Here is a 25358-nt window from a genome sequence, read left to right on the forward strand (position 1 = left end):
TGGGGTCAGCCCCACCCCCGCGGAGCTACCTCGCCAGCTCCGCGCGGACGGTCTTGCCGGTCGAACCGAGCGTGACACTCACGGCTGTGGCCAGATTCCGCACCATGGGCCAGCCGAACCCGCCCGTTCCCCCCGCGAGATCGGGGGTCCGCTCCCGGGGCGGCCGCGGATCGGCGTCGGACACCGTGATCGTGATGACGTCGGGCAGCGCCTGGAGCCGGAGCGAGCACAGGGCGCCACGGGCATGGCGCACCACGTTCGTGACGAGCTCGGAGACGATGAGTTCGACGCTCGCGGCGGTCTGCTCACCCACTGCCGGGACCAGCCCCGCGAGGAAATCCCGGGTCAGGTCCCGCGCGTCGGTGACGGCGCCGGGCTCCTTGTCGAAGGTGGTCGTCCCAGGCGGCCCGTCATGCAGCCGTGTCCGTTGCGCCGGCATGAGCCTCCCCTCCTCCGGTCTTCTTCTGCGCGATGGCCGTACGAGGGGAACCCCTGCCCGAAAAGCGACAGGTTTAACGCCCCCGAAGTGGCCGGGAAGTGTCGGTTGCCGAACTGTTGCACAAACCCGGCGGCTCAGTCGCCGGCGTCCCGGCACTCCACGTGACCCCAGCCGTGCGCGTTCTTCGCGATCTTCTCCCCGGCGGCGTACGGCTGCCCGCAATGGCAGCGGCCGGGGAACTTGGCCTTGATCACGGGGCCCGGGCCGCTCTTCTTCGCGCGGGCGGCGGTCTTCTTGGGGGCGCGGCTCGCGGGGGAGGCGGTCATCCGCTCCGCGCGCGGCTCGGGGATCTCCGGCGCGCCGTGGGCGGTGCCGGCGGGCTGCTGGGTCGTCGCGGCGTCGCTGGCCGCGACGTCGGCGATCGCGTTGAGGTGGTCGCCGTCCACCTGGTGGGCGGCGACGTGCCGGAACGTCACGGCGCGCCCCTGCAACAGCGCGTCGATGCGTACGACGATGTCCTTGTTGGCGACCGGCTTCTTCGCGGCGGTCAGCCAGCCGTTGCGCTTCCAGGAGGCGATCCACTTGGTGACCGCGTTCATCGCGTACTGACTGTCCATCCGCACTTCGAGCGGCACCGCCGGGTCCGTGGACTCCAACAGTTCGGCCAGCGCGGTCAGTTCGGCCACGTTGTTCGTCGAGTGGCCGAGCGGACCGGCCTCCCAGCGCTGAGGGCGACCCTCGGCGTCGGCGACGACCCAGGCCCAGGCCGCGGGCCCGGGATTCTTCTTGGCCGCTCCGTCACAGGCGGCAATGATCAAATCAGACATCCCCCGATGATTTCATCCGCCGCCCGGAGCCGGGACGCCGGACACCCCCGCGGCGCTCGGGCGTCGCCCGGGACCGGCTGACTTCACAGGGGGAGGCTTCCGCGCTGGGCCAGCGTCCACAGTTCCAGGTACGCCCGCTGGATGAAGCCGCCGGACAGCGACGGGCTCGTGTTCGCCAGGGCGGCGAAGGCGATCCGCGTCTGGGGACTGAAACCCGCGAAGCAGGTGAAGCCCCGGGTGCCGCCGGAGTGGTGGTAGAGGTCGTGGCCGGGGCGGGGCCTGATGTTCCAGACCAGGGCGATCCGCGTGCCGGCGCCCGGCAGCGCGATGCGGGGCACGGTGACGTCGGTGAGCGCGGCCCGCAGCGTCCCGGGAACACCCGGTGGTACGGCCCCGGGGGCGCAGAGGCAGTCCAGGACCGTCAGCAGGTCCCGGGCGCTGGACCGCACGGCCCCCGCACCCGCCATGGTGGCCATCTGCCAGCTGGGGCGCGCCCTGCCGTGCCAGTAACCGGTGGCCTGCGGCTGGTCGGCGGCGCAGCTGGTGCGGGTCAGGCCGAGCGGGTCGAGCACGCGTTCGGCGAGCAGCGGGGCGAAGGCGCCGCCGGGACCGTGGGCGGCGCGGACCAGCAGCTCACCGAGCAGCCCGACCCCGTAGTTGGAGTAGCGCACCCGCATGCCCGGCGCGGCCCGCGGCCGGGTGCGGGCGAGGGCGTCGAGCAGCGCCTCGGGGGAGAAGCCCGCGTACGGATTGCTGAACCAGGTGGGCACGCCGCTGCGCAGAAAGCCGGGGGGCAGCCGGGGCAGGCCCGAGGTGTGGGTGGCGAGGTGGAGGAGGGTGATGGGGGAGCCCCGCAGGTGCGGGAGCGCGGAGCGGGGCAGGAAGCGGCTGAGGGGATCGGTGTACGCGACCTCGCCGCGCGCGACCATCTCGGCCAGGAGCAGCGCGGTGAACGTCTTGGTGAGCGACCCGATCTCGAAGCGGGTGTCGGCGTCGGCGGGCGTGCCGCCGCGCAGCGCGGTCTCGCCGGTGGCGAGGACGACGTGCTCGGGGCCGCGCCGGACGGCGAGCGCCACGGTGCTCGCGCCGGGCGCGGCCCCGCGCAGGGCCGCGAGGGTGTCGGCGGCCCAGGTGGGGCTGCCTTGGGCTGTCACAGGCTCCGCCCGGTAGTGGGCGGCGCGCCGGAGAGCACGGGGTCTCACCGCGCGCCCGCCGCCTCGCCCAGCGTGCGGGAGACCGCGAGGGTTCCCGCGACCGCTGCCACGACGGCGGTGTGCTGGTGCTCCGCGAAGCGCCGCTCGGGATCGTCGGCGACGGGTCCGCCGTCACGGGGCACGAGGCCGTCCGCGTGCTGCACCCGGGCCAGCCGCTCCCAGTCCGCGGGGTCGCAGTACGGGTCCTTGAGACAGCAGCCGACGATCATCAGCTCGATGACCAGGTCCCACTGTTCGATCTCGGCCCAGATGTCTATCCACACGGGCAGCCACATCGACACGTACTCGGTGAGGTCATCGGGCAGGCCCGTGGGGTTGCCGCCCCAGTCCGTGAGGTGGAAGACGGCGTGGGTGGCGCAGTAGCCGGCCATCCAGTCGATGAGCCAGGGCTCGGGAGTGCCGCCGAGCCAGGTGGCGCGGGTCAAGGTCTCCCAGTCGTAGCCGTGGCCTCCCTCGTCGAGGCCCACGACACGGGCCACGTTCGCGACGGCGAGCCTGCGGTTGGGCAGGATCTCGACGCCCCGGAACGAACGCAGGGCGCTGGTGTGGGCGAGCAGCCGCTCCAGCGGTTCGTGGCGGAGGCCGCTGCGGGCGAAGGGCGCGTATGTCTCCATGGGGTCGGTCGTCATCGAGTGCCGCAGCAGCCGCTCGTAGAGCATGTCGCCGTTCCCGAACTGTCGCCAGCAGAACTCCATGAGCTCTCGGGCCATGCCCAGCGTGGTGCTGCCAGCGGCCGACTCGCGCAACACGAGCGAGGCGGCGAGGGCGGTCTCGCCGAGCGGTTTGTAGACGCTGTCCGGGTCGCCGAGGTCGGCGGTGGTGTCGGCGGGCAGCGCGCCGAGCTCGCGGTGCGTGTGGAGCCAGGCCACGGCCTTGGTGCTCACCTGATGCGCGTTCTGCGTCACGGACGCCGTCATGGGGTCTCCAGGTTCAGGGCGAGCAGACGGGCGGCGATCGCGACGTCGAGCGCGAGCCGCGGTCCGCCGCCGTGCAGGCGGAGGTGTTCGACCAGGGGCGCGGGGTCGAAGGGGACGGACACACCCTCGGCGCTCAGCAGTGCGAGCCAGCGCACGATCCGGGCGGCGGTGGGGAAGTCACGGCGCAGCACGGCCCGGACGGCGCCGCGCGCGAGGGCGAGCGGGGCGGCGCGTGCGGCGTCCTGGACCGCCCCTTCGAGCCCCGGCAGGGCGAGGGGTGAGAGCTGCCCCATACGGACGGACCAGCGCTGCCAGCCCGTATCGATGCCCGCTGCGTGGGCGCTTGCGGTGGCCGGACCGTGCTCCGGCTCGGAGAGCGCGGGGGCCCCGGCGGGCTGCGGCGCGAGCACACCCCCGCCCAACTGGGGACCGGGCGCGTCGTCCGTGCCGAGCACGTCGACCGGCTCGGCGGTCGCGGCCGGGTCGGTGAAGCGGGCGAGCAGCGTGGCCGTGGCCCAGTCCCGCCAGGCGACGAGCCAGGGCTCGGCGGCACCTTCCGGTGGCGGGGGAGGCGTGCTCACCGCGGGCGGGAACACCGCGAAGGACTGCGTGACCGCCGCAGCGTCCTGCGGAGAGAAGACCGTGTCGCCCAGCAGACAGGGGGCGAAGAGGTCGGCGCCGACGACGCGGATGGCGGCGAGGGCCGCCTTGGGGTCGTCGGCGCTCTCGACGTGCTCCGCGACCATGGCCGTGCCCCCGATGCCACGGAGGGCATCGAGGGCACGAAGAGCCAGGTCGGCCGCCGACGCAGCGTAAGCGGTCTGCGACTGATCGGGGCTCACTTGTCCTTCGGCTCCTTCGGCTCCTTCGGCGAAAGAAGCAGCAGCGCCAGAAGCTGGCCCTGAGCCTGCGGGCTGTACGTCGGCGCGTCACTCAGGTCGGTCTCCGGCTCCACCATTGTCGTGCCGAGTGCCGTGACATCCGTCGGAGTGACGAGAATCGCTGTGTGCTGAGCAAGCATTATGCCTCCTCGAAGGAGAAAGTCGTCGTCACTATGTCCAGTGACGCCCACCCTCGGACTAGTTTAGGGCAATTCGCCTGCCTTGTCCGCTTAGTTCAAATCGTGTGCAGTCGAGTAAGGGTGTACATACCGTCAGTCGCGGCGTCAGCCACGCCTTTCGCGGTACGTGAGTCGGGCCTCCGCGCGGTTCGGGATGGGGTTGCGTGCATCCGGTCTTCGGGTGGGGGCGGGCATCTGTGCCGCGCCAAGAAGACTCGTGGGGCGGCGAGTTGGCGTCCCGTGCGTGCCCGTACGTATGCTCAGGACCCGGCGTGTGGGAAGTGCGACAACATGCCCCATTTTCGTCGGGAGTTGGGGACACCGACACCCAACGCCCCCTGCGGAGCGGCATGGAGGGTACCGCGCGGCACCGATCGGGCCGAGCAGGCATGACCGTAGCTCGTCGCCGTCACCCCTTGGTCCACGTGACGCGGTGCTTCGACGCGACCACGCACAGCCGAACGGCCTACCGGCGGAAATTCCCTACCGCGGCGGCCCGAAAGCGCGGAGACTCGCGGTCATGACCGACATGGGGGCGTTCCGTGAGGCGATCATCGCGTGGGCGGCCGGAGGCGCCGACGACCGGGCACGGGAGCTGGCCGCGACGCTGCCCGTACGGGCAGTGGTCCTGCTCGAAGGGCCGAGCGACGCGGCGGCGGTCGACGCGCTGGCCGCGAGCCGGGGCCGCGACCTGGCGGCCGAAGGGATCTGCGTCCTGCCGATGGGCGGCGCGATGAGCGTCGGCCGCTTCGCCGGCCTCCTCGGGCCGACCGGCCTCGGCCTGCGCCTCACCGGCCTGTGCGACGAGGCGGAGCGTCCCTACTACGTCCGCGGCCTGGAGCGGGCCAGCGCGGCGGGGGAGAAGTTCTTCGTCTGCGCGGCGGACCTGGAGGACGAGCTGATCCGCGCGCTGGGCGTGACACGGGTGGCGGAGCTCGTCGAGGCGGAGGGCGACCTGCGCGCCCTGCGGACCTTCCTGAACCAGCCCGCGCAGCGCGAGCGCACTTCCCGGCAGCAGCTGCGGCGCTTCCTCGGCACGAAGAAGGGCCGCAAGATCCGCTACGGCCGCGTCCTCGTCGAGGCTCTCCCGCCCGAGCGCGTACCGGCCCCGCTCGACGACCTGCTCGCCAGCCTCTGACCAGCCTCTGACCGCCTCACCGACGCCGTACCCGGATCTCGTCCGATCCGGCCGCGCGTCAGCTGCCCGTCAGGGGCGGCGCGCACACTCGGCGGGCCACACCCACCTGGCCGACCCTCGGAAGCTCACCGCACATCGACCCGCGCTGTTCCTTCAGTGGCACTACCGCTACTGCCTGCACGGCGTCCACGTCACGCGCGACATGCAGCGCGTCATCGAGACCGCCGGCACCCGCGCACGCGCAGCGGGCCACGACTCCCTCGGCGAAGGGCTCGTCAAGCACGCCCGGGGCGAGACGGGTCACGACCTCCTGATGGTCGACGACGCCCGCTCCACCGCCTCTTTCCTGGGCGCCAAGGGCGGCGTCGTCCTGGACACCGAGGACATCCTGAAGAACGCGGCCGCGCTCGTCTCCGCCGCACGCTACAACGCGCTGTTCGAGCGTCTCAGCGGAGGCGACGAGCCGGTGTGCACCGTCGCCGCGCTCTATGAGATGGAGCAGCTCTCGGCGGGCTTCGCCGTCGACCTCGTCGCCAATTGCAGGCGCACCATGGACGACGACCCCACGCGGTTCACCTTCCTCGACGAGCACGTCGTCGTGGACGTCGGCCACATCGCGCTGGACCGCCGCATGCTGGAAACGGCCCTGACCGACCGCCCGCAGCTGCTCGACGCAATGGTGGAGGCGGGCACCGAAGTGCTCGCCTCCTACGCGGGATTCGGGGGCGAGTGCCTCGAACTGGCCCGCGCTGACCTCGCCGCGGACGCGGGTCACTGATTTCACCCGCGGTCCGCGGCGCCTAGTTCGCCGCCGACTGCCGAGGTCGGTGGCCGACCCGTTCCGGCGTCGCTACCAATAGTGCCGTCGGCCACCCACAGCGTGGCCGACGGAGCCGAGAACCCACAGGGCCGCACCGATGATGACCAAGATGAGGCCGATCGTCCACAGGATGGAGATACCGGCCACGAGGCCGATGACGAGCAGGATGATTCCGAGTGCGATCATTGGACCCTCCGAACCCTCTGACTGAATTCAAGTATGCGCCTTATGGCTGCTCGGCGACAGCGGTGCGGCGAGCCACCTCAGTGATGGCCGTGGGCGGTATCGGAAGCGCCGCCGAAGAGCCGCGCGATGGCACGGAACGGAAGCGTCACCACGGTGGCGATGGCGCCACCGATGGCGCGGAAAACGTCTGCAATGGCCTTCAGCATGTCTGACCTCCATGACATCGCATCTCGGCTCGCAATTGATTAATTGCCGCACGGTGCTCAACAGGCTGTTGTCTACCTACCGGTTGCCCCGCGACCGCCGACAGAAACTCGTCGGTATACGCGCCTGACACTCCTGCGAAGCCGTCCGAAAATTCTATGATTACCGCCCGTCCGAGAGGGCACAAGGGGACCGCCAAACGGCGAATCCCGCACCAGAACAGCGATTCCTCGCCCCGGACGGAAGGATCACGACGTGCTCAGGCCCCACCCCTCCTTCGTGCACGACCTGCTCGAGACCCACGCGACGCTGCGCGCCCGGCAGGCCCAGGAAGATTCCGCCGAGGTCCGCCGCCGGCTGGACGACGTCACGTACACGCTCTGCGTGTCCACCGGTACGCGCACCCTCGACGCGGCCCTCGTCTCGGCCCGCGCCCAGCTCACCGGGGTGGTCTCCCAGGCGGACTCCGGCCTGGCCGCCTGAGCGGCCGACGGCTCTTCCGCGGCGCCAAGGAGTTCTTCAGCAGCAAGGAGTTCTTCCGTAGCGGCAAGGAGTTCTTCCGTTTCGCCCCGTGGCCTTCGGGCACACGGGGCGGCAGCCGCAGGGCGAGCGAGGCAGCCGTCACCCGTGCCGTGCCACCGGAGCACGGCACCCCTGGACGGACGTATGCCTGTTTGGGCTCGACCTCCTGAGGCCATGGCTGTGACACCCCCCTCCCTCACAACTGGAGCACCCATGAGTGACGAGAACCGCAACGACATCCCGGGAGCGCCGACCCCGCAGCCGCCGTCGGTCGACGAGCCGACCACGCCGCACGAGCCCCTGCCCCCGAAGCACGACCAGGAGGCCCCCGAAGCGGTCTCTCCGACGGGCAAGCCCACCGGGGCCCCGGCCTCCGCGCGCGCCCAGAGCGGCGCCTATCTGACCACGGCGCAAGGCGCCCGCCTGTACGAGACCGACCACTCGCTCAAGGCCGGTGCGCGCGGCCCGGTGCTGCTCCAGGACCACCACCTGCGCGAGAAGATCACCCATTTCGATCATGAACGCATTCCCGAGCGGGTGGTGCACGCCCGCGGCGCGGCGGCGCACGGCATCTTCAAGGGATACGGGACGGCCGCGAAGGTCACCAAGGCGGCGTTCCTGGCCAAGGACGCCGAGACGCCGGTGTTTGTGCGGTTCTCCACGGTCCTCGGGTCGCGCGGCTCGTCGGACACGGTGCGCGACACGCGAGGATTCGCCACGAAGTTCTACACCGAGGAAGGCACCTTCGACCTCGTCGGCAACAACATTCCGGTCTTCTTCATCCAGGACGCCATCAAGTTCCCCGACATCATCCACGCGGGGAAACCGCACCCCGACCGGGAGATCCCGCAGGCCCAGAGCGCGCACGACACCTTCTGGGACTTCGTGACCCTGCATACGGAAGCGGCGCACCACACCCTGTGGAACATGTCGGACCGGGGGATCCCGCGCTCCTACCGCATGATGGAGGGCTTCGGGGTCCACACCTTCCGGCTCGTCAACAGCGAGGGCGCCACCACGCTCGTCAAGTTCCACTGGAAGCCGAAGCTCGGCGTGCACTCCCTGACCTGGGAAGAAGCGCAGATCACCAATGGCATGGATCCCGACTTCCACCGCCGCGACCTCGCCGACGCCATCGAGGCCGGGGCCTTCCCGCAGTGGGAGCTCGGCATCCAGGTGTTCCCCGACAACGCCGAGCAGACCTTCCAGGGCATCGACCTGCTGGACCCGACGAACATCGTGCCCGAGGAACTGGCGCCCGTGCAGCCCATCGGACTGCTCACCCTGAACGCCAACCCGACCAACTTCTTCGCCGAGACCGAGCAGGTCGCCTTCCACCCCGGTCACCTCGTCCCCGGCATCGACATCACCGACGACCCGCTGCTCACCGGCCGCCTCTTCTCCTACCTGGACACCCAGATCAGCCGGCTCGGCGGCCCCAACTTCGCGCAGATCCCCATCAACCGCACCCACGCGCCGGTCAACGACATGTTCCGCGACGGGATGCACCAGACCGCCGTCCACGCGGGGACCGCGCCCTACCGGCCGAACTCCCTCGACGGAGGCTGCCCGTTCCTGGCGGGAGCGGACAACGGCGCGTACATCGAGGTCCCTGTCGACGTACCGGCGGCGAAGAAGGTCCGCGAGGCCTCCGAGTCCTTCTCCGACCACTTCAGCCAGCCCCGGCTCTTCTGGCTCTCCATGACGCCCGTCGAACGGGAGCACATCATCGCCGCCTACACCTTCGAACTGAGCAAGTGCTACGAACAGGCCATCAAGGAACGGGCGTTGAAGGTGCTGGCCAACATCGACCCGGAACTCTGCCAACAGGTCGCCGACGGACTCGGCCTGCCCGCGCCCGAGGCGACGGTGCCCCTGGCCGACGTGGCGCCGAGCCCCGCGCTCTCCCAGATCGGCCGGACCTGGCCCGTGGAGGGCCGCATCGTCGGCATCGTCGCCGGTCCCGAGGCCGATCTCGAAGGAGTCGGTTCCGTACGCGCCGCCGTGCTCGACGCGGGCATGGTCCCGCTGATCATCGCACCCACCGGCGGCCGACTCGGCTCCGGGAAGGACGCGCTCGACGTACAGCGTACGTTCGCCAACGCGCGGTCGGTCGAATTCGACGCCCTGCTGCTCGCGGGCACCCCGGCGCCCGGGGCCGACGCCTACGGGGCCAGGGACGCCAAGGCCGGCGAGCCGTCAGGCCCCGGGGCCGCCGCCGCCGACCCGCGAGTCGTGCTGATGGTGTCGGAGGCGTTCCGCCACGGCAAGGCGATCGGCGGCTGGGGCGGCGCGGAGACGGCGCTCGAAGCGGCCGGGATCACCGACACGGCACCGGGCGTGGCGCTCGCGAGCGACGGAGTGAGCGCTCTGGAGCAGGTGACCCGACTGCTCGGCGAGCACCGCGTATGGGACCGCTTCCCCGCCGCGGTCTGACCTTTGCCGATCAGGCCCCGGGTCAGCACCCGGGGCCACGGACTGACCGGGCGGGGGCGGTGGCCAGTTCCAGGGTGGCCACGGCTCCCTGATCGGGAGCGTTGGAGAGCGTCAGCTGTGCTCCGAGCACCGCGGCTTGCCCGAGGGCGATGGTCAGGCCGAGCCCGTGGCCGTGCCCGCGTTCGGCGGCCGCGGTGTGGAAGCGCCGGGGGCCGTGCGTCAGCAGGTCTTCGGGGAAGCCGGGGCCGTGGTCGCGGACGGTGATACGTGTGCCGGTCACGGTGACCTGGACGGGAGCCCCGCCGTGGCGGTGGGCGTTGGTGACGAGGTTGCCCAGGATCCGCTCGACCCGGCGGGGGTCGGTGCGCACGGTGCGCGGCGCGCCGGTGTCCTCGATGTGTACGTCGGTGCTGGTTCCGCCGCGGCGGACCACATCGGTGACCAGTTCGCCGAGGGGGACGTCGTCGAACCTGGCCCGTTCGGCCCCGGCATCGAGGCGGGAGATCTCCAGAAGATCCTCGGTCAGGGTGCGCAGGGTGTGGATCTGGTCGCGGACCAGGTCGGCGACCTCGTCGTCCTGGGGGAGCAGCCCGCCGGCGGTGACCAGGCCCATCAGCGGGGTGCGCAGCTCGTGGGCGACGTCGGCGGTGAAGCGCTTCTCCGTCTCCAGCCGCTGATGGAGCGCGCCGGCCATGCTGTCCATGGCGGCGGACATCTCGGTGATCTCGTCGCGGGCCCGGCCGCGCCGGCCGACACGGGCGTCCAGGTCACCTTCGGCGATCTTGCGGGCGGTGCGGGCGCCGTGGCGCAGCCGGCGGTTCATCGGCTCGGTGGCGAGGGCGGCGAGGGGGATGACCACGGTGAGGGCCGCGAGGACGGCCTTGACGATGCTGCGGTCGAGGAGCTGCAGGCCGCGCACTTCGCCGCTCATGTCGGTGCGGACCGCCAGGACCTGGTCGCCGGTGCGGACGGCCGCCCACATCCAGTACCAGTTCGGGTCCTTCTTGTCGTACCAGTCGGCATAGGCGCCGGGTGCGTCGTGGGCGGCGAGATCGCGGGCGAGCGGTTCGGGTACTTCGTCGCGGGCCATGAGCTCGGCGGCGGCCGGCCGTTCGCCCGTGCGGGCGTACTCCTGCTCGGCGGCGTGCAGCTGGGCGTAGGCCCGATCGCGTCCCGCCCGCAGATTGCGCTCGGCGGTCGCGTCATGGACGAGCAGGCCGATCACGGCGGCGACCGCACAGCAGGCGGCCGCCGTCAGGGCGGCGATCTTCCAGCGCAGAGCGCGGAGGCCGCGGAACCTCCTGGCCACCGTCTCAGGCCCGGACGAGCTTGTAGCCGAAGCCGCGCACGGTTTCGATGCGGTGCGCACCGATCTTCTTGCGCAGCCGTACGACGGCCAGGTCGACGACGCGGGTGTCGCCCTCCCAGCCGTAGTCCCAGACGTCGCGCAACAGGCGTCGCCGGTCGAGAACGGTGCCGGGGTGCTCGGCGAACGCCAGGAGCAGGCGCAGTTCGGTGGGCGTCAGCGGGACGAGCGCGCCCGCCCTGTGCACGTCCAGGCCGCGGGTGTCGATGGTCAGGTCGCCGAAGTCGAGGAGGTGGGACGCGGTGTCCGGATCTGGGGCCTCCGAGGAGGCCGCGGCGGAGCGGTCCGCACCGAAGGTGGCGCGCCGCAGCAGGGTGCGGATGCGGGCGACCATGATCCCGATGTCGACGGGCTTGATCACGTAGTCATCGGCTCCGGCCTCCAGGCCGGCCACGACGTCGAGGGAGTCGCCGCGGGCGGACATCATCAGCACGGGCACGAGACTCTTCTCCCGGATGCGCCGGCACAGGCCGATGCCGTCCAGGCCCGGCAGCATCACGTCCAGGATCAGCAGGTCGTGGCGCCCTTCGCGGAACGCCTCCAGGCCGTCGAGTCCGTCACCGGCGACGGAAACCTCGTACCCGTAGCGCTCCAGCGCCAGTTGGACGGAGCGTCGGATGGCCGCGTCGTCCTCGACGACCAACACGCTGACCGGGGCCGGACCCGGGGCCGGATTCGGTGTGTGGGCCGGGACAGGGGATGCAGACAACAGCTCACCTTTATCCGAGCATTGGTCATGGTTGATGACCGAATCGTAGTCATGTGCCGGTCCGCTTCCCCCCGCCTCCCTGCCGGCGGCCTCACAGGCTCAATGTGGCCGCGACCGGCCGATGATCACTGGCGGTCGCCGGAAGGGTCCACGAAGAAGCCGCCGCCACCCCTCTCACCAGGATTTGGTCGATGCGGACCACCGGCAGGGCTGCGGGCCAGGTGAAACCGAAGCCGTCACCCGCCTCGTCCTGCGCCGACCGCAGCCCGGCGGTCAGGGGCCGCAAGGCCCTGTCGTCGGTCGATCCGTTGAAGTCGCCCACGACGACGACGCGGGGCAACCGTTCCGCCCGCAGGGCACCGGCGAGTTTCGCCGCCGCCTCGTTGCGGCGCGCGGTGGCGAAACCGGTGCTCGGATGGACCCGTACCGACGCGAGGTGGGCGGCGTAGAGCGCCACGCGGCCCTCGGGGGTCTCGACCGTGGCACGCAGCGCCCGCGTCCAGGGCATGATGTGCACCGGTTTCACGGCCGTGAGCGGGTACTTGCTCCACAGGCCGACGCCGCCGCGCACGGCGGAGTAGCGGTAGGCGGAGGCCAGCTCGCGCTCGTACGCCCCGGCGCAGTCGCGGGGGAGTTCCTCCAGGGCCAGCACGTCGGCGCCCGAGGCGGCCAGCTGCCGCGCGGTCCTGCCCGGGTGGGGGTTCTCCTCGTTCACGTTGTGGCTGACCACCGTCAGGTCCCCGCCGTCCGAGCGTTTGTCGACGAGTGTGCCCGCGAAGAGGGAGCACCAGGTGAGGGCGGGGACGAGGACGGCGACGGCCGCGAGCGCGGAGCGGCGGAGCACCGCGAGCACCAGCAGGACCACCGCGCTCAGGCCCGTCCACGGCAACAGTGTCTGCAGCAGGCTGCCGGGGCTGCCGTATCCGTTCGGCACGTGGGCGTGCAGGGCCATGACCAGCGCGCTGAGGGCGGCGACGGTGGCGATCAGCCGACCGCGCCGCCAAGTGCCGTGCCGCCAGGTGCCTGGCTGCCCGGTGCGTCGGCGCGATGTGTGGTGCCGCCACGTGCTGAGGCCGCAGGTGTCGCTACCGCTCTCGCATCCGCTTCCGGTTCGGGTCTGCGTACTCATGCCGAGCCGCCCCGTCCGCCGCCGCCAGCCCGTGACGCGAGCACGCCGGGCAGCTTCCGCCGGAGGGCGTCCGGGAGCCGCCCGCTGCTCTCCAGGGCCGCCCGGCCGCCCACCACGGTCGGCAACGGGCCCGCGCGCCGGGCCAGGACGGCGCCGCAGACAAGCTGACGTCCGACGCGCTCCTTGCCGCCCGCGGGGCGCGCGAACCGGTCTTCGGCCCGATCACCCCCGGCCCGGTGTACGTGGTGTCCGTCATCACGTGTGAACACGGCAGCTGCCTCCCTGAGTCACATACACGTACTCCGGACATCGGGTACGCACGTGAACAGACTCGGGGAGGGCCGCTTCCAGCTGGTCAGGGCCGTGCTTCCACGGGCACGCGACCGTGAATCAGCTATGTATCAGCTTTGTGTCGACGGGACCGACCCGTCCCTCCCGACCTCGACATCGACCACGACCCCGTAGTGGTCACTGGGCCAGACCCCGTCGACAGGCCGGTCGAAGGCGAGACGCGCGGCACGGATCTCACACCGCGCCTTGGGATGCGCGTGCCAGGAGCCGGTGAACACGTAGTCGAGTCGGCGCCGGTGCCCCGGCTGGCGCACGATCTGGTCGAGCAGGGCGGCGGCGTTCTCGTTCTCGACCCTCCAGGTGTACCCCGGCCCGTCACCCGCGACCTCCCAGGCGTCGTGGTAGTGCACGCTGCGCCCCGCGAGCGACTGGCGCCCCGTGAGATAACGGATGCTGGCCGCGTCGGGTCCTGCGTTGAAGTCACCGGCGATGATCGTGGGGAGGTCGGTGCGGTGCCGGGCGTCCAGATCGCCGAGCGCGACGGCCTGCTGCTCACGGACGGCTTCGGCGTCCAACCGCCATGACGCGGTGGCGGAGATGAACAGCAGCTCGCCTTCGCCCGGCAGGGGAACCCTGACCGCGAGTGTGCACCAGGGCACGTCACCCGCGCCGGCCAGGCGCAGATCGAGGACTTCCACGACCTTGTGGGGCCACCGGGTGGCGACCGCGTTGCCGCCGTAGCGGTCGACGAACGGCGGTGCGTAGGACATCACTTCCGACTGGTGGGTGCAGTGCAGTCCGGTCCCCGCGACCAGCTCGTCGAGGTGCCGTGGGCTGCCCCCGTCGACGACTTCCTGAAGCGCGACGAGGTCGGGGGCCAGTCGGTGCAACTCCTGGTTGATCAGGCCCAGACGCCTGGGGTCACCCTCGTTGTTCTGGACGTTGATCGTGACGATCCGTAGACGCATGTGTTCGCTCGCTCCAGCTTTCTGATCAGGCGTGTGATGAGGGAGAGGGGGAGAAGGGGAGAGGACGGGCGACCCCTCATATGACCGTCGGACGTCAACACGTCGTCCACGGCCGGAGTTTCTCGGGATTCCGTACCGCCCAGATGCGCTTGATCCGATCCCCCGCGACATCGAACGCGATCACCGAGATGGTCACACCGTCCTGCTGCGCCACGAGCCCGGGTTGACCGTTGACCGTGCGTTCCAGGAACGTCACGGCCGACGCCGCATGGTCGAAGACATGGACCAGACCGTGCGCGATCCGGTCGCCGCCCTCCACCGGGTGGAGCGCGGCACTGACGAGGCCGCCGCCGTCACCGATCGCCGTGGCATCCGGATCGAGAAGACCCACAAGGGCTTCGACGTCCTTGGCCTCCCAGGCCTCCTTGAAGTCCCTGACGATGTCGGCCTGCCTGGCCTTGGGCGTCGCGAACTCCTGCGAGGCGTGGACGCGGCGACGGGCGGAAGAAGCCAGCTGTCGGCATGCCGCGGGAGTACGCCCCACCACCTCCGCCACCTCGGCGAAGGGGTACCGGAAGACGTCGTGAAGGATGAACGCCACCCGCTCGGGTGGAGTCATCGATTCCAGAACGACCAGAAACGCCATGGTGATCGACTCGTCGAGCGTGACCCGGTCGGCCGGATCAGCATGCGCGCCGCCCGACCGTCCGCCGATCCACTCCGTATGGTCCGGCAGCGGCTCGGGGACCCACTCACCCACGTAACTCTCGCGCTTGGCCCGCGCCGAGCCGAGCAGGTCGAGGCAGATCCGGCCGGAGACCTTCGTCAGCCAGGCGCCAGGAGACTCGATCCCGTCCCGCTGCCGCGGGGACATGGCGTACCAGCGTGCGTACGTCTCCTGCACGACATCCTCCGCGTCGGCCAGCGAACCCAGGAGCCGGTACGCGAGATTGATCAGCTGGCGCCGCTCACTCATGATCGCGTCCAGGCCCGGGTCGTCGTGATCCGCCTCGGACGGGGTGCTGCTGGTTCGGGTGGTCATGGTGCCGCCGACTCCCATGGTCGCGTCTGCCTTCACTCGTACGACGGCGCGTGCACCGGCTCGTACGACTGCTTTCACCAGTACGACGAGACAGCGCCCCGGATTGTGAGACCTACGGCTGCATCCGGCACGCCGAGAGAGACGCACGTCACACCTGGGTAGCCCTCACATCTCGCGGGGCCGCGTCGTCGGTGAGGTGTCACAGCAGGCGCAACAGAGGAGATCAGCATGGAAGCCCGCCTCGACTACCTCGGCAACCCCTCGGCGGGGAAGTTCTTGAAGCACCTCGTCTCCGCCGGCCGGACCCTTCTGGATTCGCCCGTGTCCGTCACCACCCAGGAACTGATGCGGATCCGCGCGAGCCAGATCAACGGCTGCGGTCTGTGCCTCGATATGCACACCAAGGAAGCCGCCGCGGCGGGGGAGAGCGCGGCACGCATCAACCTGGTCGCCACCTGGCGCGAAGCGACGGTGTTCACCGACGCCGAGCGCGCCGCCCTGGAACTGACCGAGCAGGGCACTCGCCTGGCCGACACCCCGGGCGGTGTCAGCGACGAGGCCTGGGCGAACGCCGCGAAGCACTACGACGAGGACCAGCTCGCGGACCTGGTCTCCGTCATCGCGGTCATCAACGCCTTCAACCGCCTCAACGTCATCGTGCGGCGCCCCGGGGGCGACTACGAGGCCGGCCAGCTGTCCTGACGACAAACGTAAGCGGCAACAGACACGACGCCCAAGACGTCCAAGACATACAGGGGGAAGGGAAGAAGCCGATGAGCCATCTCGAGAACATCGCCGACCGCTTCGAGATCGAGGCGCTGCGCGGCGAATTCAGCGACGCGGCCATGATGCGCGACTACGACCACGTCGCCTCACTGTTCACGCCCGACGGCGTACCGCGGTTCCCCGACACCAAGGTCGAGATCATCGGCCGCGAGGAGATCCGGGCCGGCGCCGAGCGGTTCCAAAGCCTCTGGGAGTACTTCGTCCAGACCACACACCCCGGCGCGATCCGCGTCCACGACGACGACACCGCGACCGGCCGCGCCTACATGACGGAGTTCGGACGCATGCGCGACGGCAGCTCCCACCAGAACCATGGCATCTACCACGACCGCTACCAACGCACCCCGGAAGGCTGGAAGTTCACCGAGTGCACCTACGAGGTGCGTTACCTCGACACCACCCCGCTCCCCGGCACCGCGCAGAATGTTCCAGGCGCCGGCTGAGATACATGTCCATCCTGCCGGGGGTGGCGACGGCCCGAGGGGGGTTCGTCCGCAGAGTCGCGCTCGCGGAACTGCCCTTTGCGGAGAAGGGGCTCAATCCGCGGCGGAGAGTATCCAGGCCAGGATCACGAGACCGATGGATGCGGGGGCCAGTACGAGTACACCCAGCAGCGGCAGGAATCCGATGAGGCCTTCGCGAATCTTGCGGCCGGCCTGAAGACGGCCGTGCGGGCGGGCCAGTTCCGCCCGCAGGTCCAGGCGCTCGGCGGCGCGATCGGAGACGACCACTCCGGCGCCCTGCCGCCGCCTCATGAGCGCGCGGCGGACCAGCGCGTCGACGGTCTCGTCGCCGCCTTGGAGTCTGTGCAGGATGACCCGCACGCCGTGCGCGTCCGTCAGGACCAACCGGTCGTCGTTCCGCGTCTGTCCCGGCACTTCGAGGCGGCCGACCTTGGTGAGCCGGCCGAGGTTGATGGTGCGTCGTCCGGTGAGAGTGCGGGCGGAGAGCAGGTCGCCGTCGTGCGTGCGGGCGTGCCAGCCCATGTGGGCGTAGAAGGCCACCATCGGACTGACGATCAGCGAGAACATGTTGAGGAAGAGGAACCCCTCACTGATCAGCTCGGCCCGGCCCAGTACCACTGGGGCGGCGAATGCGAGGAGAGGTATCAGCAGGACGATGAGGTCGACGACCCGCCGACCGGTGCGTCCTTGCCCGGCTGCTGCCTGGGCGCCCTCGGCGGAGTCCGGTGCGGAGTCCGGGGCGGAGTCCGGGGCGGCGGCACAAGAGTTGAGCGTCAAGGTCGTGACGCTATCGCACCCGGCGCTCCACTCCTCGCCGAGGCCGCCTGGCTGTTTCGCCACGTTTCTCAGCGACGTCCGTCCGTCGTCAGCCGGCGTTGTCCGACTGCGTCAAGGTGTACATGACCGACCGCTGCTGCTTGTGACGCTGGACGCGCCCCTTGGCGACCAGGGCCTCCAGTGTGTTCCGAACCACCTGCGGTGACGGATCACGGGTCGGATGCTTCTCCAGGAGCTCGTCCCGCAATTCCTTTGCCAGGCGCGGTTCCTCATGGCCCTTGAGCAGGGCCATCAGCAGGTCCCCGAGGAGAGGCTCGCGCGACTTCCCCTTCGCGCCGCCGCTCTTCGCCCTGGTCCCGGCGGGAGCCGACTTGCTCTTGCCCGATGCCGACCGCTGCTTGGGCGCACCGGCCTTGCCGCGATGCTTCGCTTTCGCGACCACCGGCTCACCCTGCGCCTGCTCCGGGAGCAGCCGCGAGGCGTCCGTGAAACCCTCGTACCGCTCGGCGAGGTCGAGAATGTCCGACAGCAGGGCTTCCTCCTGCTTCAGCAGCTCGATCTTCTTCGCCAGCTCCTCCTGGCGCCTCCGGTTCGCCTCCAGGTCCGACGCGGCTTGTTCCACGTACCGCGACCGGAGGGTGGCGGCTGATTGGCTGCTCACAAACGTTCACTCCTTTTGCTATGGACGATGCGCGTGGGATCCAGGCCTGAGGTCCCGCGCGGATGAGTGCCGACGCCAGATGGCCGTCGACCGTGTTCGCTCATCACCATAGGCGCAAATGTGCCTCTGTATGTAGGCACTGGCGACCTCTCACCCGTTGGGGAAGAACGACTTCGTCCGTACGTTTCTACTCCCACGTCTTCGTTCATACGGCGCCTGAGCAACTGGGCGGCGAGGCCGAGGGGGACGGCGCGCGGATCACGGCGGCGACGCCGAGCACTTCGGCGACCATGAGGTCACCGGCCAGGGAAGGCTCTGCGGAAGGTGGCCGAGCGTGCCGCTGACAGTCTGACGACACCCCGGTCTTCGACGAACTGGCCACGGCGGCAGCGCTCTTCCGCGCCGTCCGATGCAGTTCGCCGACACGGGCAGGGTGTCGAGGCCTCATACGTGGCTCGGCGGCGGCCTCACGTGTGAGTGTCCCCGGCCGGTGCGGACCGGAGTGCGTACGGCGTCGTGACCACCGAACCGAGACCACCGGCCCGGCCTGTCCCTGTCCGGCCGGGCCCGTGGATGGCAGTGCCGCGGTCCATACTCGTGCCGCGGCGCCACCCGGGCACCGCGGTACGAGGGGAGCGACATGGCTGAGGTGCTGGTCTTCCACCACGGGCAGGGGCTGACCGCCGGTGTCCGTGCTTTCGCCGAGCAGTTGCGACGGGCCGGACACACCGTCCACGTCCCGGATCTGTACGAGGGGCAGGTATTCGACAGCCTCGCGGAGGGCGCCGCCTATGCCGAGAGCGCCGGGTTCGACACGATCATCGCGCGCGGAGTCGCCGCCGCCGGGGGGTTGCCTGCGGACCTCATCTATGTCGGCTTCTCGCTCGGCGTCCTGCCGGCGCAGAAGCTGGCCCAGACTCGCCCCGGCGCAAAGGGGGCAGTGCTGCTAGAGGCATGCGTCCCGGCCTCGGAGTTCGGCGCCGAGTGGCCCCCGGACGTCCCGGTTCAGATTCACGGTATGGACGCGGATCCGTTCTTCGCCGGAGAGGGCGATGTGGACGCCGCCCGCGCGGTCGTCGCAACGGCGTCGGATGCCGAGCTGTTCCTCTACCCCGGCGACAGGCACCTGTTCACCGACAGCAGCCTGCCGTCCTACGACGAACAGCCCGCGACGCAGGTCAACCACCGGGTGCTCGGCTTCCTCGACCGCATGAGGTGAACGCGGGCGCACACCTACGGCAACCCGATCCACGCGTGCTCAGGCCCGCGTGCAAGGATCCCGGGATGTCGATCGCCGTCCACCCTGTTCAGCAGTTCACCTCACCCGGCGAGGTCACCCCCGCGACGCGGCAGAAGCTCGCCGCCTGCTGGGTCGAGGTCACCAACACCGGAGGAGCGGCGGGCTTTCCTTTCCCTCCCATCGACGAGACGCATGCGGCTCCCGCCGTCGACGCGATCCTCGGCACCCTGGCCCCCGCCACCAACCGCCTGCTCACCGCGGTCTCTGACGGCGAGCTGGTCGGCTGGCTCAACATCAGACGCGACGCTTCCGAGCTGATCGCCCATTGGGGCACGCTCCATCACGTACAGACCCGACCGTCCGTCCGGGGCCTCGGATTCGGGGCTTCTCTCATGAGCGAGGCCCGCAGAATCGCCCGCGACGAGATGGGTCTGCGGCAGCTTCGCCTCGCAGCGCGGGGCGGTGCGGGTCTCGAGGCCTTCTATGGGCGCCTCGGCTGGCGAGAAGTCGGCCGCTGGCCCGGCGCCCTCCGCTTGTCCGTGGACGACTACCGCGACGAGGTCCTCATGATCCTCGACCCGCTCTGAGCCACACCTCTCCTTCTTTTACCGGTACCTCAAAAAGGGTCGGCGGGGCGGCCTGAGACCGGCCGCCGTCAGCCGACGCGGTAGCGCACCGGAAGGGACAGCACGCCACGGATGATGCCGGAACCGATCCATTCGAGCGAGTCCAGCGGGACGGCCAGTTCCAGTTCGCGGACGCGGGACAACAGGATGCGCAGGGCGATGGCCGTCTCCAGCCGGGCGAGCGGCGCGCCCAGGCAGTAGTGGATGCCGTGCCCGAAGGCCAGGTGACGGGCGCCCGGCCGGGTCACGTCGAGGACCGCCGGGGCGTCGCCGTCCAGCTGCGGCGCGTCCTGCCCGGCCGAGCCGAGAGCGACGGAGATCATGCTGCCGCGAGGGATCGACACCCCGCCCAGTTCGAGGTCCCGCGCCGCGTAGCGACTCGTCGAGCGCTCTACGGAGGTGTCGTGGTGCAGGAACTCCTCCACCGCTCCGGGCAGCAGCTCGGGCCGCTCGCGCAACAGCCGCAGCTGATCCGGGTGTTGAAGCAGAGCCAGTACGGAGTTGCCCAGGAGGTTCACCGTGCTCTCATGGCCCGCGACGACCAGCATCATGGCCGTGCCGACCAACTCCTCCTCGGAGAGCCGGCCATCCTCCTGATCGCGTACGGCGACCAGAGCGGACAGCAGGTCGTCCTGAGGGCGGCGGCGTTTGTCCGCGACCAGCTCGGCCAGCAGCCCGTGCAGAGCGGCCAGGGCCGGACGGTGCTCGGGGGAGGCCACCTGGAGCGCCTGTCCCGACCAGCGGCTGAAGTCCCGCTGGTGCTGCTGCGGAATGCCGAGGAGTTCGGCGATGACGGTGGCGGGCAGCGGGGCGTCGAACGCCTCGACGAGGTCGAGTTCACCCGACGGCGGCATCGCGTCGATCAGGTCGTGGGCGATCTGCTCGATGCGCGGTGCCATGTCGGCCGTACGACGTGGGGTGAAGGCGGCCGCCGCCAGACGGCGCAGACGGGTGTGCTCGGGCGGGTCGGCCTCCATCATCTGGGCGCCGAGTCCGACCGAGGGCCGATGGAGGACGTAGCCGGCGGCGGCCAGGGCCTCGGCGGCGGGCGTGGAGTCCTTGAGCAGGGCGGGATGCGTCAACGCCACCCGGGCCAGCTCGTATCCGACGACCACCCAGCCCTTCAGCCCGAGGTGGAACTCCGCCGGATGGATGGGGCCGAGCTCCCGGAGCCGGGCGTACCGCGCGGGCGCCTCAGCCTTGAAGGCGGGGTCGATGACTACCCTGCCGTCCTGATACGGGCAGTGCTCGTGCGAGCTCATGGCGCGTCTCCCGGGTCGGCCGTGCGGTGGTGTCCGGCCCATGCCCGGACGCCACAACGGACGGCGATCGTACTGCCGTTGTGGTGAGGACGGTTCGCGCCCGCTTGTGGGTTCAGCACGGTCGGTCTGCGAGCGCTCGCTCGCACTCATTCGGGGTGGCCCGAGCGCCTCGGCTCTCGCCCGCGCATCAGCACCCGGGGTCCGCTCGGATCAGTCGGTGGGCAGCTTGTGGACGGTGGTGTCGTCGGGGTCGAGCTGTCGCCCGTCCGCGGACAGCACTTCCAGGGGGCGGAGGCGCTGTCCCCGCCGGCGGTCGACCAACTCCGAGTGCGGCTCGCCGGGAGCGAAGAAGTTCTGCTCGCCCCACTGTCGCAGCGCCACGATGACGGGGAAGAGCGCCTTGCCCTTCGCGGTCAGTACGTACTCGCGATAGGCGCTGCCGTCCGAGGCGGGGACGGATTCGAGCACACCGCCGGCGACAAGGGTGCGCAGCCGGGCGGTGAGGATGTTCTTCGCCACGCCAAGGCTCCGCTGGAACTCCCCGAAGCGCCGGCTTCCGTCGAAGGCGTCCCGCACGATCAACAGGGACCACCAGTCGCCGATCGCGTCCACCGACCGGGCGACGGGACATTCGCTGTCGTCGAAGCGCGTCCTGGTCACCATGGCTTCCCTCACTCCCAACATTGGTTGCAACATGCTACCAAAAAAGTTACCGTCACCGCAGTGGTAGCAAGATGAAACCAGAAGTGCGGAGGAGGGCTGATGTCCGGCAACGGCGAGGCTGCAACAGGACGGACGGGACGGACGGGACGGACAGGGCGGACAGGAGAGACGGGACGGACAGGAGAGACGGGACGGAGAGGGCAGACAGGGCGGACAGGGCGGACCAGGGGCGACGTCCGCAGCGAAGAGAGTGCCGCGTCGTCAGCCCTGACCCGTGGTGTCGTCATCCTGTTCGCCGTCGCCTGCGGGGCCGCGGTGGCGAACGTCTACTTCTCCCAGCCGCTCCTGGTGACCATGGGCCACGACCTCGCCATGAGCCCGGCACTCGTCGGCAGCGTGGTCACCCTTACGCATGTCGGATACGGGCTGGGCCTCTTCTTCCTCGTACCGCTGGGCGACATGGCCGACCGCAGACGGCTCGTCGTCGCCCAATTGCTGCTCCTGGTGGTGGCGTTGACCGTCGTAGCCACCGCCCACACGGCGGCGATCCTGCTCGTGGGCATGGCCGCGACCGGGCTTCTCGCGGTCGTCACGCAGACGTTGGTGGCCTTCGCGGCCTCGCTCGCCCCTCCCGCCGGGCGCGGACGGGTCGTCGGTCTGGTCACCAGCGGCGTGGTCATCGGAATCCTGCTCGCCCGTACCGCATCAGGGCTCATGGCGGATCTCGCTGGCTGGCGTTCCGTCTACCTCGCCTCGGCCACGCTCACCGCTCTGCTCGCCCTGGTCCTGTACCGCGTACTGCCACACCGCACCGACGCTTCACCGGCCACCCTGCGCTACGGACAGCTCCTGCGCTCCACTCTCACTCTCTTCGCACGGGAACGACTGCTGCGGCTCCGGGCCGCGTTCGGACTGCTGATCTTCGCTGCTTTCAGCACCCTGTGGAGCAGCGTCGCGCTGCCGCTCAGTGAGGCCCCGTACTCCCTGTCCCACAGCGAGATCGGAGCGCTGGGTCTGATCGGTGTCGTCGGCGCGCTGGCCGCGACCCTGGCGGGCCGCCTGAACGACCGCGGGCATTCCCGGCGGACCACCGGCATCGCCCTGGCGCTGCTCGCCGCCTCGTGGCTGCCCTTGGCGTTCACCCGCAGCTCGCTCTGGGCGCTGTTCGTCGGGGTGATCCTTCTCGACCTCGCCGTGCAGGCGGTCCATGTCACCAACCAGACCCTGATCTACGCGCTGCACCCGGACGCGGGCAGCCGGCTGATCGGCGGATACATGGTCTTCTACTCGCTCGGCAGCGCCACCGGCGCCATCGCCGCGACCTCCCTCTACGCGGTGGCCGGTTGGGGCGCCGTCTGCGTGCTGGGCGCCGCGTTCAGCTGTCTGGGCCTCGCGTTGTGGGCGTACACGCGGCATGACATCCCGGACGCCGGCGTCGAAATACCCTCCGGCAGCGGGAGTTGAGCGTAAGCCCTCGCGGTTGGAGTCGAACCCTGGCTGACCACGGCGACAGCGCCGGGTCAACCGGCCGACTGCCGACGCGCGGTGATCCCGGACAGGATGAGGTCGATGCCGGCGAGGAACTCCTCCCGGTCGTCGTGCTCGCGCAGTTGACCGGCGACGCTCCGGGTGAACGCGTACTCGTCGGGGTCGAGTTCCGCCCATGCGGCCGCCACGGAGTCGAGGAACTCGGTCCGGTCCGTGTCCCGCTGGAGCGCCCGGGTGTTGGCGGCGTTCTGGCCCGCCACTCCGAGGATGTAGCTCATCAACGCGGACGCGGCGGTGAATTGGGCGGCCGCGGGCACGCCGAGCGCCTGGATCTGGCGTCCGATGCGTTCGAAGACTCGCAGCATCGGTGACTGCGACGGGGTGCGGGCGAGCTGTGTACCGACCCAGGGGTGGGTATCGATGGCATCGAACACGCCGAGTGCCAAGGCGCGGATCGCTTCCTGCGGCGTCGCGTCGGTGTCGTCACCGGGGATGGTGGTGGTCATGACGGCGTCGATGGCGGCGCCGAGGAGTTCGCTCCTGCCCGTGATGTGCCAGTAGATCGCTCCGGGGCCGGTGGCGAGGTGCTTGGCCAGGGCGCGGAAGGTGAGTCCGCCCTCGCCCGCCGTGTCGAGGAGTTCCACGGCGGCGCTGACGATGCGCTCCCGTGAGAGCGGTTCCTGTCGTCGTTCGGGACGGCTCGGGCTGGTTGCCATGCCTTCACTTTAGACGCTGTGGAACGCCGTTCCATCTTGACAATCTCTGGAACGCCGTTCCAGTGTGGTGTCTGGAACGGCGTTCCAGGCGGGTGTCCTGCTGAGCGATCCGGTGCCCGGTGCCCGGTGCCCGGTGCCCGGTGCCCGGTGCCCGGTGCCCTGAGGCTGCTCCGTGTTCGCCCACCGGTCCGCGATCAGAAAGGAAAAGACCATGACCACTCCGGTCACGATCATCGGCGGAGGGCTCGCGGGCCTGACGCTCGCACGCGTCCTTCACGTACACGGCATCGAGGCGACGGTCTACGAAGCGGAGACGTCACCATCGGCTCGCACCCAGGGCGGCCTGCTCGACATCCACGTCCACAATGGGCAGCTCGCGCTCCGGGCGGCCGGGTTGTTCGAGGAATTCCTCGGCATCGTCCACCAGGGCGCCGAGGCGTCCCGCGTCCTCGACAAGAAGGGAAAGGTCCTGCTGGAAGAGCGTGACGACGGCACCGGCGGGCGGCCGGAGGTGCCCCGCGGAGCCCTCCGGCAGATCCTGCTCGACTCGCTGCCCGCCGGCACGGTTCGTTGGGGGCACAAGGTCGCCGCGGCCCGCACCCTCGGGGATGGCCGGCATGAGGTGACGTTCGCGGACGGGACGACCGTGACGACCGGCCTGCTGGTCGGCGCGGACGGCGCATGGTCCCGGGTCCGCCCCCTGCTGTCCGACGCCAGGCCCGAGTATGTCGGGACGTCCTTGATCGAGGCCTACCTGTTCGACGCGGACACCCGCCACCCGGCCTGCGCCCGGGCCGTCGGTGACGGCTCGCTCTTCGCGCTCGCCCCCGGTCAGGGGATATCCGCCCACCGTGAGCCGGACGGCGTCCTGCACGCCTACGTGACACTCACCAAGCCGCAGGAGTGGATGGACGCCATCGATTTCTCCGACGCGGGCGCGGCCACGGCCCGTGTCGCCGCGGAGTTCCACGACTGGGCCCCGGAACTCACCGCCCTGCTCACGGACGGCGAGACCGCCCCGGTTCCACGCGCCATCCACGCCCTGCCGGTCGACCACCGTTGGGACCGCGTGCCCGGCGTGACGCTGCTCGGCGACGCGGCCCACCTGATGGCCCCGTCGGGCGAGGGAGCGAACCTCGCCATGTACGACGGCGCGGAGCTGGGCAAGGCCCTCGCCGCGCACCCGGGCGACGTCGAAGCCGCACTCACCGCGTACGAGAACGCCCTGTTCCCGCGCAGCGCCGCCGCTGCCGCCGAGGCTTTCCGCGTCCACGAGCTGTGCCTCGACGACAACGCCCCGCACAGCCTCGTCAGCTTCTTCACGGGGCACGCACAGGCGGGCTGAACGTGCCCTTGCCCATTCCCTGTACTGCCCTCTAAATTTAGTGTGCTCTCTAAAGTTCGGCG

Annotated in this window: 29 protein-coding genes; 10 read left to right on the plus strand and 19 right to left on the minus strand. The window is 70.4% G+C overall.

Annotation, left to right across the window (positions count from 1 at the left end):
* Positions 1-25: 25 nt before the first annotated feature.
* From KKZ08_RS37540 to KKZ08_RS37565, 6 genes are all read right to left on the minus strand, one after another.
* A complete protein-coding gene (locus tag KKZ08_RS37540; protein ID WP_223778694.1) occupies positions 26-439 on the minus strand; it encodes an ATP-binding protein in 414 nt (137 codons plus the stop codon).
* A gap of 134 nt (positions 440-573) precedes the next feature.
* Entirely contained in the window at positions 574-1266 is a 693-nt protein-coding gene (locus KKZ08_RS37545; protein WP_223778695.1) for a ribonuclease H, read from the minus strand.
* Between the two features lie 83 nt (positions 1267-1349).
* Entirely contained in the window at positions 1350-2420 is a 1071-nt protein-coding gene (locus KKZ08_RS37550) for a serine hydrolase domain-containing protein (protein ID WP_223778696.1), read from the minus strand.
* A 44-nt stretch (positions 2421-2464) separates the two neighbouring features.
* Positions 2465-3397 (minus strand): hypothetical protein, encoded by a 933-nt coding sequence (locus KKZ08_RS37555; RefSeq protein ID WP_223778697.1) that lies wholly within the window; start codon positions 3395-3397, stop codon positions 2465-2467.
* Positions 3394-4239: a hypothetical protein gene (locus tag KKZ08_RS37560; RefSeq protein WP_223778698.1), complete on the minus strand. Its 846-nt coding sequence runs from the start codon at positions 4237-4239 to the stop codon at positions 3394-3396. Before KKZ08_RS37560 ends, KKZ08_RS37555 begins: the two co-directional genes overlap by 4 nt.
* Complete coding sequence (locus KKZ08_RS37565) at positions 4236-4418, minus strand: hypothetical protein (protein WP_223778699.1); 183 nt, start codon at positions 4416-4418, stop codon at positions 4236-4238. Before KKZ08_RS37565 ends, KKZ08_RS37560 begins: the two co-directional genes overlap by 4 nt.
* Positions 4419-4977: 559 nt before the next feature.
* On the opposite strand from KKZ08_RS37565, the gene KKZ08_RS37570 reads away from it, so the two are divergent.
* Both KKZ08_RS37570 and KKZ08_RS37575 read left to right on the plus strand, forming a co-directional pair.
* Positions 4978-5595: a TOPRIM nucleotidyl transferase/hydrolase domain-containing protein gene (locus KKZ08_RS37570; RefSeq protein WP_223778700.1), complete on the plus strand. Its 618-nt coding sequence runs from the start codon at positions 4978-4980 to the stop codon at positions 5593-5595.
* 202 nt (positions 5596-5797) lie between these two features.
* The gene (locus tag KKZ08_RS37575; protein WP_223778701.1) at positions 5798-6373 is read left to right on the plus strand and encodes an iron-containing redox enzyme family protein; all 576 of its coding nucleotides are present in this window, start codon (positions 5798-5800) and stop codon (positions 6371-6373) included.
* 72 nt (positions 6374-6445) lie between these two features.
* Here the strand turns inward: KKZ08_RS37575 and KKZ08_RS37580 are convergent, their stop codons facing one another.
* Both KKZ08_RS37580 and KKZ08_RS38820 read right to left on the minus strand, forming a co-directional pair.
* Entirely contained in the window at positions 6446-6601 is a 156-nt protein-coding gene (locus KKZ08_RS37580) for a DUF6131 family protein (protein ID WP_205035160.1), read from the minus strand.
* A 77-nt stretch (positions 6602-6678) separates the two neighbouring features.
* Positions 6679-6807, minus strand: a complete 129-nt coding sequence (locus KKZ08_RS38820) for an LPFR motif small protein (protein WP_263303391.1) — start codon at positions 6805-6807, stop codon at positions 6679-6681.
* A 253-nt stretch (positions 6808-7060) separates the two neighbouring features.
* On the opposite strand from KKZ08_RS38820, the gene KKZ08_RS37585 reads away from it, so the two are divergent.
* Both KKZ08_RS37585 and KKZ08_RS37590 read left to right on the plus strand, forming a co-directional pair.
* Positions 7061-7288, plus strand: a complete 228-nt coding sequence (locus KKZ08_RS37585; RefSeq protein WP_223778702.1) for a DUF5133 domain-containing protein — start codon at positions 7061-7063, stop codon at positions 7286-7288.
* A 252-nt stretch (positions 7289-7540) separates the two neighbouring features.
* Complete coding sequence (locus tag KKZ08_RS37590) at positions 7541-9763, plus strand: catalase (RefSeq protein WP_223778703.1); 2223 nt, start codon at positions 7541-7543, stop codon at positions 9761-9763.
* A 22-nt stretch (positions 9764-9785) separates the two neighbouring features.
* Here the strand turns inward: KKZ08_RS37590 and KKZ08_RS37595 are convergent, their stop codons facing one another.
* The 6 genes from KKZ08_RS37595 to sigJ all read right to left on the minus strand — a co-directional run bounded on the left by KKZ08_RS37595 (position 9786) and on the right by sigJ (position 15268).
* Positions 9786-11072, minus strand: a complete 1287-nt coding sequence (locus tag KKZ08_RS37595; protein WP_223778704.1) for a HAMP domain-containing sensor histidine kinase — start codon at positions 11070-11072, stop codon at positions 9786-9788.
* A gap of 4 nt (positions 11073-11076) precedes the next feature.
* On the minus strand, positions 11077-11838 hold the full coding sequence (gene cseB, locus KKZ08_RS37600; protein WP_276573917.1) for a two-component system response regulator CseB: 762 nt from the start codon (positions 11836-11838) through the stop codon (positions 11077-11079).
* A 91-nt stretch (positions 11839-11929) separates the two neighbouring features.
* The gene (locus KKZ08_RS37605) at positions 11930-12967 is read right to left on the minus strand and encodes an endonuclease/exonuclease/phosphatase family protein (protein ID WP_223778705.1); all 1038 of its coding nucleotides are present in this window, start codon (positions 12965-12967) and stop codon (positions 11930-11932) included.
* Positions 12964-13236, minus strand: coding sequence for a hypothetical protein (locus KKZ08_RS37610; RefSeq protein ID WP_223778706.1), 273 nt, complete (start codon positions 13234-13236; stop codon positions 12964-12966). The genes KKZ08_RS37605 and KKZ08_RS37610 overlap by 4 nt, the downstream gene beginning before the upstream one ends.
* A gap of 132 nt (positions 13237-13368) precedes the next feature.
* Positions 13369-14226, minus strand: a complete 858-nt coding sequence (locus KKZ08_RS37615) for an endonuclease/exonuclease/phosphatase family protein (RefSeq protein ID WP_223778707.1) — start codon at positions 14224-14226, stop codon at positions 13369-13371.
* Positions 14227-14320: 94 nt separating this feature from the next.
* Complete coding sequence (sigJ, locus tag KKZ08_RS37620) at positions 14321-15268, minus strand: RNA polymerase sigma factor SigJ (RefSeq protein ID WP_223778708.1); 948 nt, start codon at positions 15266-15268, stop codon at positions 14321-14323.
* A gap of 228 nt (positions 15269-15496) precedes the next feature.
* Between sigJ and KKZ08_RS37625 the strand changes: the two genes are divergently transcribed.
* Together KKZ08_RS37625 and KKZ08_RS37630 are read left to right on the plus strand one after the other, a co-directional pair.
* Entirely contained in the window at positions 15497-15970 is a 474-nt protein-coding gene (locus KKZ08_RS37625; RefSeq protein WP_223778709.1) for a carboxymuconolactone decarboxylase family protein, read from the plus strand.
* Between the two features lie 71 nt (positions 15971-16041).
* A complete protein-coding gene (locus tag KKZ08_RS37630) occupies positions 16042-16497 on the plus strand; it encodes a nuclear transport factor 2 family protein (protein WP_223778710.1) in 456 nt (151 codons plus the stop codon).
* A 93-nt stretch (positions 16498-16590) separates the two neighbouring features.
* Here KKZ08_RS37630 and KKZ08_RS37635 read toward each other — a convergent pair whose 3' ends face one another.
* Positions 16591-17295: a hypothetical protein gene (locus KKZ08_RS37635; protein ID WP_223778711.1), complete on the minus strand. Its 705-nt coding sequence runs from the start codon at positions 17293-17295 to the stop codon at positions 16591-16593.
* Positions 17296-17383: 88 nt separating this feature from the next.
* The gene (locus tag KKZ08_RS37640) at positions 17384-17956 is read right to left on the minus strand and encodes a BlaI/MecI/CopY family transcriptional regulator (RefSeq protein ID WP_223778712.1); all 573 of its coding nucleotides are present in this window, start codon (positions 17954-17956) and stop codon (positions 17384-17386) included.
* A gap of 640 nt (positions 17957-18596) precedes the next feature.
* Between KKZ08_RS37640 and KKZ08_RS37645 the strand changes: the two genes are divergently transcribed.
* Both KKZ08_RS37645 and KKZ08_RS37650 read left to right on the plus strand, forming a co-directional pair.
* Positions 18597-19175, plus strand: coding sequence for a dienelactone hydrolase family protein (locus KKZ08_RS37645; protein ID WP_223778713.1), 579 nt, complete (start codon positions 18597-18599; stop codon positions 19173-19175).
* A 65-nt stretch (positions 19176-19240) separates the two neighbouring features.
* On the plus strand, positions 19241-19783 hold the full coding sequence (locus KKZ08_RS37650; protein ID WP_223778714.1) for a GNAT family N-acetyltransferase: 543 nt from the start codon (positions 19241-19243) through the stop codon (positions 19781-19783).
* Between the two features lie 68 nt (positions 19784-19851).
* On the opposite strand, the gene KKZ08_RS37655 is transcribed toward KKZ08_RS37650, so the two are convergent.
* Together KKZ08_RS37655 and KKZ08_RS37660 are read right to left on the minus strand one after the other, a co-directional pair.
* Entirely contained in the window at positions 19852-21084 is a 1233-nt protein-coding gene (locus KKZ08_RS37655) for a cytochrome P450 (protein ID WP_223778715.1), read from the minus strand.
* 210 nt (positions 21085-21294) lie between these two features.
* The gene (locus tag KKZ08_RS37660) at positions 21295-21747 is read right to left on the minus strand and encodes a helix-turn-helix domain-containing protein (RefSeq protein WP_223778716.1); all 453 of its coding nucleotides are present in this window, start codon (positions 21745-21747) and stop codon (positions 21295-21297) included.
* A gap of 267 nt (positions 21748-22014) precedes the next feature.
* Here KKZ08_RS37660 and KKZ08_RS37665 point away from each other — a divergent pair, with 267 nt between their 5' ends.
* Entirely contained in the window at positions 22015-23211 is a 1197-nt protein-coding gene (locus tag KKZ08_RS37665; RefSeq protein ID WP_223779351.1) for an MFS transporter, read from the plus strand.
* Between the two features lie 56 nt (positions 23212-23267).
* Here KKZ08_RS37665 and KKZ08_RS37670 read toward each other — a convergent pair whose 3' ends face one another.
* Positions 23268-23951, minus strand: a complete 684-nt coding sequence (locus KKZ08_RS37670; RefSeq protein WP_223778717.1) for a TetR/AcrR family transcriptional regulator — start codon at positions 23949-23951, stop codon at positions 23268-23270.
* A 211-nt stretch (positions 23952-24162) separates the two neighbouring features.
* Between KKZ08_RS37670 and KKZ08_RS37675 the strand changes: the two genes are divergently transcribed.
* Positions 24163-25296 carry an NAD(P)/FAD-dependent oxidoreductase gene (locus tag KKZ08_RS37675; protein WP_223778718.1) on the plus strand — a complete coding sequence of 378 codons (1134 nt, stop codon included), beginning with the start codon at positions 24163-24165 and terminating at the stop codon, positions 25294-25296.
* Positions 25297-25358: the final 62 nt, after the last annotated feature.

Origin of the sequence: Streptomyces sp. 135 (assembly GCF_020026305.1) — a bacterium.
GTDB lineage: Bacteria > Actinomycetota > Actinomycetes > Streptomycetales > Streptomycetaceae > Streptomyces.

What these genes read in the sequence shown, in the direction of transcription:
- KKZ08_RS37670 (WP_223778717.1), bottom strand. Translation starts at nt 23,951, where the DNA reads ATGGCAACCAGCCCGAGCCGTCCCGAACGACGACAGGAACCGCTCTCA.
- KKZ08_RS37655 (WP_223778715.1), bottom strand. Translation starts at nt 21,084, where the DNA reads ATGAGCTCGCACGAGCACTGCCCGTATCAGGACGGCAGGGTAGTCATC.
- sigJ (WP_223778708.1), bottom strand. Translation starts at nt 15,268, where the DNA reads ATGACCACCCGAACCAGCAGCACCCCGTCCGAGGCGGATCACGACGAC.
- KKZ08_RS37615 (WP_223778707.1), bottom strand. Translation starts at nt 14,226, where the DNA reads ATGCGTCTACGGATCGTCACGATCAACGTCCAGAACAACGAGGGTGAC.
- KKZ08_RS37625 (WP_223778709.1), top strand. Translation starts at nt 15,497, where the DNA reads ATGGAAGCCCGCCTCGACTACCTCGGCAACCCCTCGGCGGGGAAGTTC.
- KKZ08_RS37540 (WP_223778694.1), bottom strand. Translation starts at nt 439, where the DNA reads ATGCCGGCGCAACGGACACGGCTGCATGACGGGCCGCCTGGGACGACC.
- KKZ08_RS38820 (WP_263303391.1), bottom strand. Translation starts at nt 6,807, where the DNA reads ATGCTGAAGGCCATTGCAGACGTTTTCCGCGCCATCGGTGGCGCCATC.
- KKZ08_RS37590 (WP_223778703.1), top strand. Translation starts at nt 7,541, where the DNA reads ATGAGTGACGAGAACCGCAACGACATCCCGGGAGCGCCGACCCCGCAG.
- KKZ08_RS37660 (WP_223778716.1), bottom strand. Translation starts at nt 21,747, where the DNA reads ATGGTGACCAGGACGCGCTTCGACGACAGCGAATGTCCCGTCGCCCGG.
- KKZ08_RS37650 (WP_223778714.1), top strand. Translation starts at nt 19,241, where the DNA reads ATGTCGATCGCCGTCCACCCTGTTCAGCAGTTCACCTCACCCGGCGAG.
- KKZ08_RS37545 (WP_223778695.1), bottom strand. Translation starts at nt 1,266, where the DNA reads ATGTCTGATTTGATCATTGCCGCCTGTGACGGAGCGGCCAAGAAGAAT.
- KKZ08_RS37630 (WP_223778710.1), top strand. Translation starts at nt 16,042, where the DNA reads ATGAGCCATCTCGAGAACATCGCCGACCGCTTCGAGATCGAGGCGCTG.
- KKZ08_RS37605 (WP_223778705.1), bottom strand. Translation starts at nt 12,967, where the DNA reads ATGAGTACGCAGACCCGAACCGGAAGCGGATGCGAGAGCGGTAGCGAC.
- KKZ08_RS37570 (WP_223778700.1), top strand. Translation starts at nt 4,978, where the DNA reads ATGACCGACATGGGGGCGTTCCGTGAGGCGATCATCGCGTGGGCGGCC.
- KKZ08_RS37645 (WP_223778713.1), top strand. Translation starts at nt 18,597, where the DNA reads ATGGCTGAGGTGCTGGTCTTCCACCACGGGCAGGGGCTGACCGCCGGT.
- KKZ08_RS37575 (WP_223778701.1), top strand. Translation starts at nt 5,798, where the DNA reads ATGCAGCGCGTCATCGAGACCGCCGGCACCCGCGCACGCGCAGCGGGC.
- KKZ08_RS37565 (WP_223778699.1), bottom strand. Translation starts at nt 4,418, where the DNA reads ATGCTTGCTCAGCACACAGCGATTCTCGTCACTCCGACGGATGTCACG.
- KKZ08_RS37675 (WP_223778718.1), top strand. Translation starts at nt 24,163, where the DNA reads ATGACCACTCCGGTCACGATCATCGGCGGAGGGCTCGCGGGCCTGACG.
- KKZ08_RS37555 (WP_223778697.1), bottom strand. Translation starts at nt 3,397, where the DNA reads ATGACGGCGTCCGTGACGCAGAACGCGCATCAGGTGAGCACCAAGGCC.
- KKZ08_RS37580 (WP_205035160.1), bottom strand. Translation starts at nt 6,601, where the DNA reads ATGATCGCACTCGGAATCATCCTGCTCGTCATCGGCCTCGTGGCCGGT.